We start from the raw sequence: 15,501 nt of genomic DNA, 5'->3' as shown, positions 1-15,501 counted from the left end.
TGAAAAAAAACACGGGATTTAAAAATGGGGATAACGCGCGGGAATATCGGGCCTTGCTGCGGCATTAGCGGCATGGCCTGCCCCGCAGGCTGGTAGAATTGAGTTTTCCAGTCCTCACACTTCCTACTATGTCCGGCAATTCTTTTGGCAAGCTGTTTACTGTTACCACTTTCGGCGAATCGCATGGCCCGGCCATCGGCTGCGTGATCGATGGCTGTCCTCCGGGATTGATCCTGTCGGAAGCCGATATCCAGCCCGAGCTCGACCGCCGCAAGCCGGGCACTTCGCGCCACGTGACGCAGCGCCAGGAATCGGATACGGTGGAAATCCTCTCCGGCGTGTACCAGGGCGTGACGACGGGCACGCCCATCGCGCTGCTGATCCGCAATGAAGACCAGCGCAGCAAGGATTACGGCAATATCGCGGAAAGCTTCCGTCCCGGCCACGCCGATTACACCTACTGGCATAAATACGGCGTGCGCGACCCGCGCGGCGGCGGGCGTTCCTCGGCGCGCCTGACGGCGCCCGTGGTGGGCGCGGCGGCGATCGCCAAGAAATGGCTGCTGCAGCAGTACGGCACCACCTTCAAAGGCTGCATGAGCCAGCTGGGCGACATTGCCGTGCCGTTTCAGTCGTGGGAACACGTGCATGCGAACCCCTTCTTTGCCGCCAGCGGCGACGCGGACCTGATCGCGCGCATGGAAGAGGCGATGGATCAATTGCGCCGCGACGGCGATTCCATCGGCGCGCGCATCGACGTGATTGCGCAAAACGTGCCGGTGGGACTGGGCCAGCCCATCTACGACAAGCTCGACGCCGACATCGCCTACGCCATGATGGGCATCAATGCCGTCAAGGGCGTGGAAATCGGCGCCGGTTTCGATTCGGTGGCGCAAAAGGGTTCCCAGCACGGCGACGAACTGACGCCGGAAGGGTTTATCGGCAATAACGCCGGCGGCGTACTCGGCGGCATCTCGACCGGACAGGATATCAGCGTCTCGATCGCTATCAAGCCGACGTCGTCGATCCGCACGCCGCGCCGCTCGATCGATAAAGAGGGCAATCCCGTGATGGTGGAAACGTTCGGCCGCCACGACCCGTGCGTGGGCATCCGCGCCACGCCGATCGCCGAAGCCATGCTGGCGCTGGTCCTGATCGACCACGCGCTGATGCACCGCGCGCAGTGCGGCGATGTGTCGGTGAATACGCCGAAGTTGAAGTGAGTTGAATGTTGTCGGATTACGGGCCTGCGGCCCTAATCCGACCTACCACCCACGCCATACGTTGCGCGTAGGTCGGATTAGCGGGGCATCGCCCCGCGTAATCCGACAACATGGTTGGCGTTTTCTGTCACGCCACCTTGTTCGCCACCAGCTCCAGCTGGTGCCGCATCTCCACCGACTGCACCAGTAACGCCCGGATATCGTTGATCAGGTTGAATTCCGTCTGGTTCAATTGAATCGGCGGGAAGCTGTCGTCCCAGTCTCCGTACAGGAAGCCCGTGGGGTGGCCGTTGGCCGACAGGGGCAGCACGACGAAGCTGCGCGCTTCCGACAACGTCGCTTTCCACCATTGCGGCAGCTTGGCGGCAAATTTCGGGTCGCGCGCATTGTCGATGAAGATCACGCGGTCGCTATTGAGGGCCGCGTGGAAGACGTTCGGCTCATACGCGTCGCCAAATACCATCAGATCCTGCAGGTCGGCCATGCCTTCGCCCATGCTGATGCGCGCCGAGTACAAATGATCGCGGTGGTTGCGCACGAACGCCACCGAGCGCGAAAAATCAAAGCCCTGGTGCAGCGTTTCGAGCGCCATCGAGACCATCTGGCCCGGACTGGCGCTGCCGATGGCGCCGCGCAGGTCGGCCAGGCCGCCGATCAGGATGCGGTTGCCTTCGGCGCGCATGCGCGTCGAGGCCAGCTGGCGCGCGCGCCGTTCGGCCGGTTTCGACAGGGGGGCGATCGACAGGTCGGCCGCCGCCATCATCTTCGCCTTGTCCACCGCCACGACCAGGTCCGTGGCAGCGATGCCCAGCGTGCCCGCATAGTCGTCGATCAGCGCGTGCACTTGCGCCGCGCCGGCCGCATCGTCATGCCACAGCGAGTCGGCGCAGCGCGCCGCCATGGTCGACAGTCCTGCCATCCAGTCCGCGCCGCTGACGGGCGCATTGTCGGGCGACGGCTCCATCGGACGCATGCCGTTGATCAGGTGCTGCGGCAAGCCCCAGTGGGCGGCCGTGGCATAGCCCACTTCCGGCAGCGACAGGCCGAGGATTTCGCGCGCGGCGGCCGCCTCGTTGCCGGGACCCGCATGCGCCTGCATGCGCGCCCAGAAGTCCGTCATGTAGAACGTCACCATCATGCGGCCCAGGGTGTGCAGCATCGAGCAGACGACGGCTTGCTCCGCCTGCAGGCTGCCGGCGCTGGTGGCCACTTGTTGCGCCACCATCCCGGCCAGCACGGCCTTTTCCATTTCCACGTGCGCGCTGACGGAGTCGGGCGAGGCCTGCGACAGCTCCTCGATCAGCTTCAGTCCCAGCGCCAGGTGGCCGATGGCGTCGATGCCCAGCACCAGCACGGCCTTCGAGACCGTGTTGACCCGCTGGCCGAAGGCCGAATACATGCCGCTGTTGGCCAGCCGCAGCACCTTGTGCGTGAGGACAGGATCGGACAGCACCGTTTGCGTGATGTCGAATTCGTGGTCATCCTCGCCGCGCATGGCGCCCAGGATGGCGCTGATGGCTTTCGCGAAGCCGGGCATGTCGCCCTGCTGGCGCGTGCGCGCCCACAGCAGGTCCAGGGTGTTTTTGCCGAGCTGTGTCGGTACCGCGAAATGACCTGGATTCATTGCACCCCTCCGCGCTGTTCATTGGCAGACGGCGTGGGCACCAGCGCCGCATGGGTTTTTTCGCTCAAGGCCGATAGCGCGGCATGGGCCGGCATCGGTTTGCCCGTCAAATAGCCTTGCACATACTGGCAGCCTCGCGACTCCATGAAGCGCATCTGCTCCTCCGTTTCCACGCCTTCGGCCACCACGGACAAATTCAAATGCTTGGCCAGGTCGAGAATGGTGTTGCAGATGGCCGCGTCCTTGCTCGATTCGGGCAAGTCCTTGATGAAGGTACGGTCGATCTTCAGTACGGAAATGGGGAAGCGCTTCAGATACGCGAGCGAAGAGTAGCCGGTGCCGAAATCGTCGATGGCGATGCGCGCGCGGCGCTCCGTCATCTTGACGAGGATGGTTTCCGCATGCACGGGATCGATCATCAGGGTGCCTTCCGTAATTTCCAGCACCAGGTGTTCACCCGAGAGTCCCGAAAAGGCGATGGCGTCATCGAGCACGTCGAGGAATTTGTCGTTGCGGAACTGGCGCGGGCTGATGTTGACGGAGATGTACAGCGGCCGCCTGGCCACTTCCTGGAACTGCTTGAGCTGCACGCAGGCCGCCTTCAGCGCCCATGCACCGAGCAGGTTGATCAGGCCATTGGCTTCGGCAATCGGGATGAAGCGCACGGGCGGCACCAGGCCCAGGGTCGGGTGCTTCCAGCGCATCAGGGTTTCAAAGCCCTGAATCTGCCGCGTGTGCGCATCGACGATGGGCTGGTAAAACAGCAGGAATTCGCCTTCGCGCACGGCGTGGAACATGGCCGCTTCCAGCGAAATATCGTGCTCCGACGGGCCATTCAGGCGCGGGCTGTAGACCAGGCAGCGGGCCTTGCCCGTTTCCTTGGCGCGCGACATGGCCGCATCGGCCAGCGCCACCAGGCGCACTTCATCTTCCGCGTGCAGCGGATAGATCGATACGCCGACGGACGCTCCCACGTAGATCGTGTGGCCATCGACTTCGAACGGCGCCTGCAGGGTAGCCAGCAGGCGGCCCGTCACCAGCTTGATCTGCGCGTCGGTGGCGCTGCCCGGCAGCACGGCGACGAATTCATCGCCGCCCACGCGCGCCAGGGTGTCGCTGTCGCGCAGGGTCTTGCGCAGGCGCGCGGCGGCCAGGCGCAGCACGGCGTCGCCGACGGGGTGGCCCAGGCCATCGTTGACCTTTTTAAAACCATCGAGGCCGATGGTGGCGACCGAAAACCCCTGGCCCGAACGGGCCGCCTGGGCGATCACCATGCGGATGCGGTCCGACAGCAGCAGGCGGTTCGGCAGCCCGGTCAGCGCATCGTGCGTGGCCATGTGGCGCAAGCGTTCTTCCGTGTTGTGCTGGGCCGAGGTGTCGCGCCCGACCACCAGCAATTCGGTCACGCCGGCTGCGTTCATATAAGAAGACAGGCGCAGCTCGAACCAGATTTCCTGGTCCGGCGTTTGCAGGCGCACTTCCAGGCGGCCCGGCTCTTCCAGGGAATCTTCCAGCGCTGCCTGCAGCGCCGCGCGCGATGCTTCGGTGGCCAGCGGCAGCAGCAAGTGGCCGGACAGGCCCGAGGGCGCGCTGAACAGGGTGGCCGCGCGCTTGCTGGCGAACAGGATCAGGCCGTCCGTATCGAGCCGGAACACGACGTCGCCGGCCTCTTCCATGAGGTTGTCCAACTCGTGGCGTGCCTCGCGGTGGGCGGCGGATGGGGTGCTGGAAAACATCGTGCGGGCTTTAACCTTTTTGTTATCAGTGCCGGCGCACGCTGCAGGGCAGGGCGCCAACGGAAAGAGTGCATCGTGCGTGACGCGCGCCATAGCGGGCCGGAGGGCAACTATCGGAATGCGATCCACACGAAATGTATCATTGAAAAGCATTCGATTACATGAAATAGAGCAACATTGCTTCAGGTTTTGTAAATATTCCTGCCTTCCATGAAAAAAATCATGCTGTGCGACACGCGCAGGCATTTTCGTTCCACATGGAAATATTTTTCTGTACTTGCTTCCACTGGCGCGCTTGCCCCGCCATGCGCTTTGCGCTAGTCTGGCTGGCAGACGGTGTTGACGGTGCGCCAGCGACAGCAAGGGCGTCATGATAACAAATCGCGGGAGACTCCCATGAATGCTTTTGACACGCATGAAGTTTTCAACCAGGCCACGCCGTTTGAAAACGTCAATCTGTTCGCCTGCGACCCGGCGCTGATCGAAGCGCTGCTGCGCGAGGGCGGCGGCGCGGCGCGGCAGGAACTCGACGCGCTGGGCGAGAAACTGGGCCGCGCCGAGACGTATGCGCTGGCGCGCCTGGCCAATATCCACACGCCCGAGCTGCAGCAGTTCGACCGGGCCGGCCGGCGCATCGACGAAGTGCTGTTCCACCCGGCCTGGCATGCGCTGATGGACATCCTCGTGGGCGCCGGTGCGCACGCGTCGCCGTGGGCGTCGCCCGGTCCCGGTGCCCAGGTGGCGCGCGCGGCCGCCTATCTATTAGTGGGGCAGGTGGAAAACGGCACGCAGTGTCCCGTGACGATGACGTATGCCTCGGTACCGGCCTTGCGCCAGGCCCTTGATCTGCCGCAAATCGCCGCGCGCTGGCTGCCGAAAATCCTCTCGCGCGAATACGATCCCCGCTCCCTGCCCGTGGAGCAGAAGCGCGGCGCCCTGGTCGGCATGGGCATGACGGAAAAGCAGGGCGGCTCCGATGTGCGCAGCAACACCACGCGCGCCGTGCCCGTGCCGCCGGCAGAGGCGCGGGCCCTGTTCGGCGACGAGGCCGGCGGCGCCTGGCGCATCGTCGGCCACAAATGGTTTTTTTCGGCGCCGCAGTGCGACGCACACCTGATCCTGGCGCAGGCGGACGAGGGCGGATTATCGTGCTTCTTCCTGCCCCGCTATCTGCCCGACGGCAGCCGCAATGCCATCCGCGTGCAGCGCCTGAAAGATAAATTGGGCAACCGCTCGAACGCCTCGTCGGAAGTGGAATTTACCAATGCCTACGGCTGGCTCGTGGGGCAGGCGGGGCGGGGCATTCCCACCATCCTGGAAATGGCCAGCCACACGCGCCTCGATTGCGTGCTGGGCAGCGCCGGCATCATGCGCGCCGCCCTGGCGCAGGCGTTGCACCATGCGCGCCAGCGGGCCGTGTTCGGCAAGCCGCTGGCCGGGCAGCCCTTGATGCAGAACGTGCTGGCCGACCTGGCGCTCGAATCGGAAGCCGCCACGGCCTTTGCCCTGCGCCTGGCCCGCTGTTTCGATGAAAAGGACGATCCGCGGCAAGCGATGCTGGCGCGCGTGCTCACGCCGGCCGGCAAGTACTGGATCTGCAAGCGCGGTCCCGGTTTCGGCGCGGAAGCCATGGAAGTGCTGGGCGGCACCGGTTATGTGGAGGACGCGCCGCTGGCGCGTTTATATCGCGAGCTGCCCGTCAATTCGATATGGGAAGGTTCGGGCAACGTCATGTGTCTCGACGTCTTGCGCGCCTTCGGCAAGTCGCCGGCCGCGCGCGACGCCCTGGCGGGCGAGCTGGCACTGGCTGGCGATGCCGATGCCATTTTCGCCGAGTACCGCGCGCGCCTGCTGGCCGACCTGGACGGGCCGCAAACGGACGAGTTTGGCGCCAGGAAATTATCCGAGCGCATCGTGCTGGCCGTGCAGGCGGCCTTGCTGCTGCGCCATGCGCCGCCCTTTGTTGCGCAGGCCTTCCTGCAGTCGCGGCTGGCGCAAGCGCCGGGCGGCGCGTATGGCCGCTTGCCGGCCGGCACCGATTGCGCGGCCATCCTGGCGCGCGCCTTGCGCGAGGATTGATTTCAATAAAACCGATTATTTCGAAAATTCCGGCCACAGGCGGGCTGTGGGCTGGGATAATGCGGCAATCCATCATTTTATCGACACACGGCGCGCCTGCGGCCCAGGCTTGCCGCCGCGCCAGAGCAGAGAAAGAACAACAATATGAAACAAGATCCACGCTTCCCGAATTTGTTCATTACCGATCACCCTTTGATCCAGCACAAACTGAGCCACATGCGCGAGCACGACACGTCGACGCGCACCTTCCGCGAATTGCTCAAGGAAATCACTTTGCTGATGGGCTATGAAATCACGCGCGACCTGCCGCTGACCACGCGCGAAATCAAGACCCCGCTGGTGACCATCGATGCGCCAGTCATTGCTGGCAAGAAACTGGCTATCGTGCCCATCCTGCGCGCCGGCATCGGCATGAGCGATGGCTTGCTGAACCTGGTGCCATCGGCCCGCGTGGGCCACATCGGCGTGTACCGCGATCCCACCACCCACATGCCTGTGGAATACCTGGTGCGCCTGCCCGACCTGAACGAGCGCACCTTCATCCTGTGCGACCCGATGGTCGCCACCGGCAATTCGGCCGTGTACGCCGTCGACGTGCTGAAGAAACGCGGCGTGACGGACGAGCAGATCATCTTCCTGGCCCTGGTGGCCGCACCGGAAGGCGTGACCGTGTTCCAGAACGCGCATCCGAAGGTCAAGATGTACTGCGCTTCGCTCGATTCGCACCTGGATGAGCATGCCTACATCGTACCGGGCCTGGGCGATGCCGGCGACCGCATCTTTGGCACCAAGTAAGCCAATCCGCGAGTATTGCGATGGCAACCTTGATCGACCCGGATTTTCGCGCGCGTTTGCGCGCCCTGAACGAAAAATATGCGGCCAGCGTGCCGGCCCTGATGCAAGCGATCACGCAGGCCAGCGGCCGCTGCGACAGCGAAGGCCCCCGTCTGGAGCCGCTGACGCAGTTGCACTGCGCGCTGCACGCGGTCGCCGGCTCGGCCGCCACCTTCGGCTTTGCCGCGCTGGGCCAGGAATGCCGGCGCATCGAACAGCAGGTGCGCGCCATGCTCAACGCGCCGGCGCAGGCGGTGGCGGAATGGCCCGCCGTGCGGGCGCAGGTGGAGGCGCTGCTGCACTGGGCCGCGCGCGATGCGGGCGCCACCCATTTCAGCGTGTAAGTGACAGCACCATAGAGATGTGGTTGCAATGATTCATTTGATGCAACGCAAAGCGTCGGCGGCGCAGATTAGGATATAGTGTCTGCATGCCGCTGGTACAGGGCGCCGCAAGACGGGGATTTGGCTATTAAAGTAGTGTTCGCAAGTTTATTTTGCGAAAGAATGGTTTTTCTCAGTTTTGTTGGTATAATTGGGCATCGTTGGATTCGAGGTAGTAGTGCAGTTTGTCTGTCATTTCTTTCTTGCTTCAAACGATATAACGGGCGCAAGCCCAACTTAACTGAAATAGGAAATTGTAATGGCAACTGGCATCGTAAAATGGTTCAATGATTCGAAGGGCTTCGGCTTTATTACCCCTGACGAAGGCGGCGAAGATCTGTTCGCTCACTTCTCGGCTATCCAGTCGAACGGCTTCAAGTCCCTGCAAGAGAACCAACGCGTTTCTTTTGAAGTGACTGCTGGCCCTAAAGGCAAGCAAGCTTCGAACATTCAGCCAATCTAATACGCTGGATCAAACGAAATAAAGAAATCCTCGGTCTCCGAGGATTTTTTTTCGCCTGAATTTCTGTGAGGCAGGGGTTTTGCGTGGGTGCGCGCACTTTTTGGTGTGCTTGCGTCGCCTGGTAGGTCGGCTTAGCGCTTGCGCGTAAGCCGACAATGGTGGTGCTGGCAAGATGTATGGGCTGGTGTCGGCTTACGCTGCGCTAAGCCGACCTGCGCCGACCTGCGCACCCACGTCTAGGCTTGGGCGCTATCTAGATAGCCCGTTCACGCCAGTAGTCGGGTTGCGAATAGCTATGCCGCAAAAAATCCACGAACGCCCGTATGCGCAGCGGCAAGTGGCGGCGCTGGGCGAACACGGCATAAATATCATTGCCCGGCGCGGCGAACTGGTCCAGTACCGTCACCAATTGGCCAGAGGCGATTTCCGCACCGACCTCCCACATCGAGCGCCACGCCAGGCCCTTGCCGGCCAAGGCCCAGTCGTGCAGCACTTCGCCATCGTTGCAGACCATATTGCCGGCCACCTTCAAAATGACATTCTTGCCGTTTTCGCGGAAGGTCCAGCCGCGCTGGCTGCCTTCGCTGCTGATCGCCAGGCAATTATGTTTCGCCAGGTCGGCCGGGATGCGCGGCGTGCCCGCCCGTTTCAAATAGGCGGGCGAACCGACCAGCACGCGCTGGTTGTCGGCCAGTTTCGTACTCACGAGCGAGGAATCGGACAGACTGGCGATGCGGATGGCCACGTCGATGCCTTCGCCGATCAGGTCGACGAGGCGGTCGTTCAGGTTCAGCGACACCGTCACGTCGCGGTGCTCGGCCACAAACGAGGGGATCAATGGCGCCACGTGCTGGCGTCCGAAGCCGGCCGGTGCGGAAATGAGCAAATGGCCGCTGGCCTTCACGCTGCGCTCGGCCACGGCCGCTTCCGCCTCTTCCAATTCTCCCAGGATGCGCTGGCAATCTTCCAGGAAGGCGGCGCCTTCATTCGTCAAGGCCAGCTTGCGCGTCGTGCGCTGCAGCAATTTGACGCCCAGACGTTGCTCCAGCGCATCGAGGCGCCGGCCTATCATGGCCGGGGCGATGCCTTCCGCGCGCGCGGCCGCCGACAGGCTGCCCTTGGCCACCACTTCCACGAAGGTCGATATTTGTCTGAACTGGCCCATATGCTGTGCTCGCTATCTCGTCACTTGTGATAAAAACGCATAGATGAAGTGATTTTTAATCTCGTTTCCATGCCTTATAGTGCAATACTATAGAACAAACGCGCCGCCCGGCAGAGTGTTTTTACGCCTTTGTCCCGCTTGTCCGCGCAGTCATTCCGCTTATACTTGGATCACCAGATTACCTTTGCTTATATTTATTAAAAACCGGAGAACTTCATGACGCAGAACACGATCACACTTCCCGAAGGCATGCAAATCACGGGTGAAATCCAGCCCGGCTACGAACAGATTTTGACGCCGGCAGCGCTGGCGCTGGTGGCCAAGCTGACGCGCGCATTCGAGCCGCGCCGCCAGGAGTTGCTGGCCGTGCGCGTGGAACGGGCCAAGCGCCTCGACGCGGGCGAGCGTCCTGATTTCCTGCCAGAAACCGCGCATATCCGCGACGGCGACTGGAAGATCGCGCCGATTCCGAAGGCGCTGGAATGCCGCCGCGTGGAAATCACCGGCCCCGTCGAGCGCAAGATGGTCATCAACGCCTTCAATTCCGGCGCGGATAGCTACATGACGGACTTCGAGGATTCGAACACGCCGAACTGGGATAACCAGCTGACGGGCCAGATCAATATGTTCGACGCCGTGCGCAAGACGATTTCGTTGGAGCAAAATGGCAAGTCGTACAAGCTGAACGACAAGATCGCCACCCTCGTCGTGCGTCCGCGTGGCTGGCACCTCGATGAAAAGCACGTGCTGGTTGACGGCAAGCGCATCTCCGGCGGCATTTTCGATTTCGCCCTGTTCATGTTCCATAACGCCAAGGAACAGCTGGCACGCGGCGCCGGCCCGTACTTCTACCTGCCGAAGATGGAATCGCACCTGGAAGCGCGTCTGTGGAACGATATTTTCGTCATGACGCAAAACGAATTGGGCTTGCCACAAGGCACGATCAAGGCGACCGTGCTGATCGAAACCATCCTGGCTGCCTTCGAGATGGATGAAATCCTGTACGAACTGAAAGAACACAGCTCGGGCCTGAACGCGGGCCGCTGGGATTACATCTTCTCGTGCATCAAGAAATTCAAGCTGGACAAGGATTTCTGCCTGGCCGACCGCGCCAAGGTCACCATGACGGCGCCGTTCATGCGCGCCTACGCCTTGCTGCTGCTGAAAACCTGCCACAAACGCGGTGCGCCAGCCATCGGCGGCATGGCAGCCTTGATCCCGATCAAGAACGATCCCGAAAAGAACGACATCGCCATGGGCGGCGTGCGCAACGACAAGGCGCGCGATGCCACCGACGGCTACGACGGCGGCTGGGTTGCCCATCCGGGTCTGGTCGAGCTGGCCATGGGCGAGTTCACCAAAGTGCTGGGCGACAAGCCGAACCAGATCGAGAAACAGCGTCCCGACATCGATGTGAAAGCGTCGGATCTGCTGAACTTCCAGCCGGAAGCGCCGATCACGGAAGCAGGCTTGCGTTACAACATCAATGTGGGCATCCATTACCTGGGCAGCTGGCTGGCCGGCAACGGTTGCGTGCCTATCCACAACCTGATGGAAGATGCGGCCACGGCCGAGATCAGCCGCTCGCAAGTGTGGCAATGGATTCGTTCCAGCAAGGGCGTGCTGGAAGATGGTCGCAAGGTCACGGCCGATATGGTGCGCGCCATGATTCCGGAAGAACTGGCCAAGGTGCAGCGCGATGCGCCAGGCGGCAACGGTCCGACCTATGTGCGCGCCGGCCAGATTTTCGAGGAAATGTCGACGTCGGAATCGTTCGCCGAATTCCTGACCTTGCCGCTGTACGAAGAAATCTGATCCAGATCAAATAGATCGATAAAAAATCCCGGCGATGCTTGATGGTATCGCCGGGATTTTTCTTTTTAGAAACAGAAGCTTAAAAATTGTTTTTCCACATACGTAGTGCGGCAAATGCTTCCACGGGCGAAGCATCGCTGGCCAGCTTGCCTTCCACCTTCAGGCTGGTCAGAATCGCCGGTTCACGGTAACGCAGGAAGGGGTTCGTGGCTTTCTCAAGAGCAATGGTCGACGGCACGGTCGATAAACCCTGCTGGCGTTTTTCCGTGTCGATGGCGATGCGTTCCTGCAGGGCAAGGTTGCCTGGTTCGACGGCGTTGGCGAAGCGCAGATTGGACAAGGTGTACTCATGCGCGCAAAATACCTCGGTATCGTCGGGCAGGGCGGCCAGCTTGCCCAGCGAGTCGGCCATCTGGCCCGGCGTGCCTTCGAACAGGCGGCCGCAGCCGCCGGCAAACAGGGTGTCGCCGGAAAACAGCCATGGTGCATCGCCTTGCTCCGAGCGCTGGCGCACATAGGCGATATGCCCCTTGGTATGGCCGGGCACGTCGATGACGGTCATCTGCAAACCCAGCTCTGGCACATAGGCGACATCGCCTTCGCCAAGCGCTTGCGTGATGGCTGTGATAGCCTCATTGCGCGGGCCGAAGACGGGCACGGCGAAATGCTGCAACAATTCAGGGACGCCACCCGTGTGGTCGGCGTGGTGGTGCGTGAGTAAAATGGCGGACAAGGTCAGCTGATGTGCTTGCAGCGCATCGAGGATGGCCATGGCATCGCCAGGGTCGACCACGGCGGCGTGGCGGCCGTCATGGATCAGCCACAGATAGTTGTCGGCAAAGGCGGGCACGGCAAGTACCGATAAAGCGTGTTCAGGGGAATGTGTCATGAGCAAAAGAGAAAACTGAATGGACAGTGTGGCATCCGAAAAATCCATTATAGCGCTTGACGGCTGGTTGCAGACCCCGGCCGGTCTCTACGTGCGCGCCTGGGAGCAGCAATGCCTCGACAGCCTGACCGTCGATATCTTCGGTTACAACGCCGTGCAAATCGGCTTGCCGCAGCTCGATGCGCTGGCGGCCAACCGCATGCCGAACAAATGGCTGCTCGATGCGCGCCTGCCGCCACGCCCACCGCAGGAGCGCCGCCTGACTCTGGTGTCGGCTTTCGACGAGCTGCCGTTCGACTCGCAAAGCCTGGATCTGGTGGTCTTGCCGCACGTACTCGAATTTGCCGCCGAGCCGCACCAGGTCTTGCGCGAAGTGGAGCGCGTACTGATCCCCGAGGGGCGCGTGATCGTCTGCGGCTTCAATCCGGCCAGCCTGTGGGGCATGCGCCAGGGCCTCGGAAGAGTCACGGGACGCCATTACCTGCCGCAGGCGGGCGAGCTGATCTCTATGCCGCGCATGAAAGACTGGTTAAAATTGCTGAACATGGGCGTCAGCCAAAGCCACTTCGGCTGCTACGCACCTGCCTGCAAGACAGAAAAATGGCTGCGTCGCAACGCCTTCATGGACAAGGCCGGTGCGCGCTGGTGGCCATATCTGGGCGCAGTGTATATAGTGCAGGCGATCAAGCGCGTCAAAGGGATGCGTTTGATCGGTCCGGCGTGGACCAAGAAACCGGCGACGGCGCCCGCAGGCGCACCGGTCACGAATAAAAGGCGGGAACAGCAAGATGGATAAGGTTGAGATTTACGCCGATGGCGCATGCAAGGGCAATCCCGGTACGGGCGGCTGGGGCGCACTGATGGTGGCCGATGGTGCCAAGAAAGAAATTTACGGCGGGGAACTGAATACGACGAATAACCGCATGGAATTGAAGGCCGTGATCGAAGCCTTGACGGCGCTCAAACGCCCGTGCCAGGTGGTGTTGTATACCGATAGCCAGTATGTCCAGAAGGGTATCAGCGAATGGATCCACGGCTGGAAAGCACGCGGCTGGAAAACGGCGGCCAAGGCGCCCGTGAAAAACGTCGACCTGTGGCAAGCCCTCGATACGGCTCAGGCCGTTCATGAAGTGGAATGGCGCTGGGTGCGCGGCCACAATGGCCATCCGGGCAACGAGCGGGCCGATGAGCTGGCCAATCTGGGCGTGGAAACCGTGCGCGCGTAAGAATGCCTGGCGTCGCCGGTTGTCATCGAAGGGCACAGGTTTGCTATACTGTGCCCTTCGCTTTTTGCTTTTACGAATGAATCCGCCATGCGTCAAATTGTTCTCGATACTGAAACCACCGGCCTGAATCCGCGCACGGGCGACCGCATCCTGGAGATCGGGGCGGTCGAATTGAGCAACCGCATGTTGACGGGGAATAATTTCCACCATTACATCAATCCCGAGCGCGACTCGGAAGAGGGCGCGCTGGCCGTCCACGGATTGACGACGGAATTCCTTAGCGACAAGCCGAAATTCGCGGAAATCGCGGAAGAATTCCGCACATTTATCGCCGGCGCCGAATTGATCATCCACAACGCCCCGTTCGATATCGGCTTCCTCAACGCGGAATTCAAGCGCCTGAACCTGCCGCCCGTGCATGAGCAAGTGCATGGCGTGATCGACACCCTGGTGCAGGCAAAGGAAATGCATCCGGGTAAGCGCAACTCGCTCGACGCCCTGTGCGACCGCTACGGCGTCTCGAACGCCCACCGCAAGCTGCACGGCGCGCTGCTCGACTCGGAATTGCTGGCCGACGTCTACCTGGCCATGACACGGGGCCAGAATAGCCTGAGCATGGAAGAAGAAGTGGAAGTGGCCGCCGACGGCGCCGCCCTGGAAATCGTGCCCCTGGCCGAAGTCATCTTCCAGAGCGCCACGGCCGACGAACTGGCCGCCCACGCAGCCACCATCGCCGGCCTCGACAAGGCCGCCAAAGGCCAGTGCATCTGGACCGCCGTCCTGGCGCCACCAGCGGCCGCCTGAGAAAAAAAGCGTGACATGCTAAATTTCCTGTCGCCAGCCCTTGCAGATGCCGCAACACCTATGCGATAATTCGCCTCGCTTCGGGAGGTTAGCTCAGGGGTAGAGCACTGCATTCACACTGCAGGGGTCGCAAGTTCGAAACTTGCACTTCCCACCAAGAATTCGCAATACAATCAAGTATTTATATTAAAGCCGACTCATCATGAAGTCGGCTTTTTTATTGCCGGTCGTATCGCAATCTCATTTACTGATCCGCAGGCTTGCGGTCACTGAGTTCTTGCTGGCAGAGGCGTTGCCTGACTTCGGTGCTGCTTGTCCTGAGTATGCCGTATTCTATCTCGAAGTATTTCTTGTAGATCTCGGTCTTGCGGATGCAGTCTATATCTTGCAACTTCTCCTTGCTCATAACCGATTCCAGCAGGAATTGGGCCATTTTTACTCTGGCTGGTTCCAGTTCGCTGCAGGCGGCAACATGAGCGTCCAGGGCGGCAATGATTTCTTCATAATCGCGCTCGAAATCAGCCGATAAGGGTTGTGCACACGCCCAGCATCAATAGGACCGTTGCCATGCTTGTAATCGAGTTCATGTTGTTATCTCCATAAGTCAGTTTTGTTAGCCTTGGCGCTGGCCACTGTGGCGATGTCATTTCTGTGGCCCGTCTGCTGACGCCAGCGCGGATAATTACTTTTATCACCCGTGGTGGCAGGCCTTTTGCCGCTCTTTAGTGGTGAGGGACATGAGCCAGTTGTATTCATGCTGGAAAGTTCTTTTGTAGATATCTGTCTTACGGACGCAGGGAAGGTTTTGCAGTTGCTCTTCGGTGAGTTTTTTTTCCAATGTCACCTGGGTTCTACGAACGCTTTCCTCATCCAATTCGCTGCAAACGACAGCATGAGCATCGATCGAGGCAATGATGTCTTCGTATTCCATGTGGAAATCCGCTGATGCCGGGGTGCACAAGCCCAGCACCAGCAAGGCGGCAGGTACCGCTGTCAAAGAGTGCATAGTGTTCTCCTTAGTGTGTTGTGGCGGTCGAGTCGCCTGGTGGCGCTTGGTGGCGGTGTCATGCTGCGATCGGACTGGTGTTGCTTGACGAGTAAGCTGTCAACCCAGCTCGCTCCCTGCTGTACCGTCACGCGGTAAGCCGCAAGGCCGGGGTGTCGGCATGGAGCCTGTGGGTGGCGCTGCTTTCTATGTCTTTTTCGAGATAGCGAGTATTTCTGCTGAGCATATAGGCGTGTGCGTGCAATCCTCTGTAG

15 protein-coding genes and 1 tRNA gene are annotated in these 15,501 nt (G+C 61.1%); 11 read left to right on the top strand and 5 right to left on the bottom strand.

All coding sequences use genetic code 11. The features are described 5' to 3' along the window. Nucleotides 1–128 precede the first annotated feature (128 nt). Nucleotides 129–1,223, top strand: coding sequence for a chorismate synthase (gene aroC / locus K0F86_RS24415; RefSeq protein WP_219136733.1), 1,095 nt, complete (start codon nt 129–131; stop codon nt 1,221–1,223). Nucleotides 1,224–1,350: 127 nt separating this feature from the next. Here aroC and K0F86_RS24410 read toward each other — a convergent pair whose 3' ends face one another. Together K0F86_RS24410 and K0F86_RS24405 are read right to left on the bottom strand one after the other, a co-directional pair. Next, a complete protein-coding gene (locus tag K0F86_RS24410; RefSeq protein WP_219136732.1) occupies nt 1,351–2,847 on the bottom strand; it encodes an HDOD domain-containing protein in 1,497 nt (498 codons plus the stop codon). Next, the gene (locus tag K0F86_RS24405) at nt 2,844–4,583 is read right to left on the bottom strand and encodes a bifunctional diguanylate cyclase/phosphodiesterase (protein ID WP_219136731.1); all 1,740 of its coding nucleotides are present in this window, start codon (nt 4,581–4,583) and stop codon (nt 2,844–2,846) included. Before K0F86_RS24405 ends, K0F86_RS24410 begins: the two co-directional genes overlap by 4 nt. A gap of 396 nt (nt 4,584–4,979) precedes the next feature. Here K0F86_RS24405 and K0F86_RS24400 point away from each other — a divergent pair, with 396 nt between their 5' ends. From K0F86_RS24400 to K0F86_RS24385, 4 genes are all read left to right on the top strand, one after another. Further along, nucleotides 4,980–6,662 carry an isovaleryl-CoA dehydrogenase gene (locus K0F86_RS24400; protein ID WP_219136730.1) on the top strand — a complete coding sequence of 561 codons (1,683 nt, stop codon included), beginning with the start codon at nt 4,980–4,982 and terminating at the stop codon, nt 6,660–6,662. A 144-nt stretch (nt 6,663–6,806) separates the two neighbouring features. After that, the gene (upp, locus tag K0F86_RS24395; RefSeq protein WP_219136729.1) at nt 6,807–7,457 is read left to right on the top strand and encodes a uracil phosphoribosyltransferase; all 651 of its coding nucleotides are present in this window, start codon (nt 6,807–6,809) and stop codon (nt 7,455–7,457) included. Nucleotides 7,458–7,477: 20 nt separating this feature from the next. Further along, the gene (locus tag K0F86_RS24390) at nt 7,478–7,840 is read left to right on the top strand and encodes an Hpt domain-containing protein (RefSeq protein ID WP_219136728.1); all 363 of its coding nucleotides are present in this window, start codon (nt 7,478–7,480) and stop codon (nt 7,838–7,840) included. A gap of 298 nt (nt 7,841–8,138) precedes the next feature. Continuing rightward, nucleotides 8,139–8,342, top strand: a complete 204-nt coding sequence (locus K0F86_RS24385; protein ID WP_010398811.1) for a cold-shock protein — start codon at nt 8,139–8,141, stop codon at nt 8,340–8,342. A 253-nt stretch (nt 8,343–8,595) separates the two neighbouring features. Here the strand turns inward: K0F86_RS24385 and K0F86_RS24380 are convergent, their stop codons facing one another. Next, the gene (locus K0F86_RS24380) at nt 8,596–9,507 is read right to left on the bottom strand and encodes a LysR family transcriptional regulator (RefSeq protein ID WP_035819455.1); all 912 of its coding nucleotides are present in this window, start codon (nt 9,505–9,507) and stop codon (nt 8,596–8,598) included. A gap of 216 nt (nt 9,508–9,723) precedes the next feature. Between K0F86_RS24380 and aceB the strand changes: the two genes are divergently transcribed. After that, nucleotides 9,724–11,322, top strand: a complete 1,599-nt coding sequence (gene aceB / locus K0F86_RS24375) for a malate synthase A (RefSeq protein ID WP_219136727.1) — start codon at nt 9,724–9,726, stop codon at nt 11,320–11,322. A gap of 79 nt (nt 11,323–11,401) precedes the next feature. Here the strand turns inward: aceB and gloB are convergent, their stop codons facing one another. Then, nucleotides 11,402–12,211: a hydroxyacylglutathione hydrolase gene (gene gloB / locus K0F86_RS24370; protein ID WP_219136726.1), complete on the bottom strand. Its 810-nt coding sequence runs from the start codon at nt 12,209–12,211 to the stop codon at nt 11,402–11,404. A gap of 19 nt (nt 12,212–12,230) precedes the next feature. On the opposite strand from gloB, the gene K0F86_RS24365 reads away from it, so the two are divergent. The 5 genes from K0F86_RS24365 (at nt 12,231) to K0F86_RS24345 (ending at nt 14,770) form a co-directional block, all read left to right on the top strand. After that, nucleotides 12,231–13,007 carry a class I SAM-dependent methyltransferase gene (locus K0F86_RS24365; protein ID WP_219136725.1) on the top strand — a complete coding sequence of 259 codons (777 nt, stop codon included), beginning with the start codon at nt 12,231–12,233 and terminating at the stop codon, nt 13,005–13,007. Continuing rightward, entirely contained in the window at nt 13,000–13,437 is a 438-nt protein-coding gene (gene rnhA, locus K0F86_RS24360) for a ribonuclease HI (RefSeq protein ID WP_071076881.1), read from the top strand. Before K0F86_RS24365 ends, rnhA begins: the two co-directional genes overlap by 8 nt. Before the next feature lie 87 nt (nt 13,438–13,524). After that, the gene (gene dnaQ, locus K0F86_RS24355) at nt 13,525–14,241 is read left to right on the top strand and encodes a DNA polymerase III subunit epsilon (protein ID WP_219136724.1); all 717 of its coding nucleotides are present in this window, start codon (nt 13,525–13,527) and stop codon (nt 14,239–14,241) included. Between the two features lie 82 nt (nt 14,242–14,323). Beyond that, nucleotides 14,324–14,398: transfer RNA gene (locus K0F86_RS24350), tRNA-Val, on the top strand. A 45-nt stretch (nt 14,399–14,443) separates the two neighbouring features. After that, on the top strand, nt 14,444–14,770 hold the full coding sequence (locus tag K0F86_RS24345) for a hypothetical protein (RefSeq protein WP_219136723.1): 327 nt from the start codon (nt 14,444–14,446) through the stop codon (nt 14,768–14,770). Nucleotides 14,771–14,932: 162 nt separating this feature from the next. Here the strand turns inward: K0F86_RS24345 and K0F86_RS24340 are convergent, their stop codons facing one another. Beyond that, complete coding sequence (locus tag K0F86_RS24340) at nt 14,933–15,247, bottom strand: hypothetical protein (RefSeq protein ID WP_219136722.1); 315 nt, start codon at nt 15,245–15,247, stop codon at nt 14,933–14,935. Between the last annotated feature and the right edge of the window lie 254 nt (nt 15,248–15,501).

Origin of the sequence: Janthinobacterium sp. UMAB-60 (assembly GCF_900095235.1) — a bacterium.
Classification (GTDB): Bacteria; Pseudomonadota; Gammaproteobacteria; order Burkholderiales; family Burkholderiaceae_D; genus Janthinobacterium.
The sequence above is the reverse complement of the archived record's forward strand: the minus strand, read 5'-3'. Positions and strand labels throughout refer to the sequence as shown.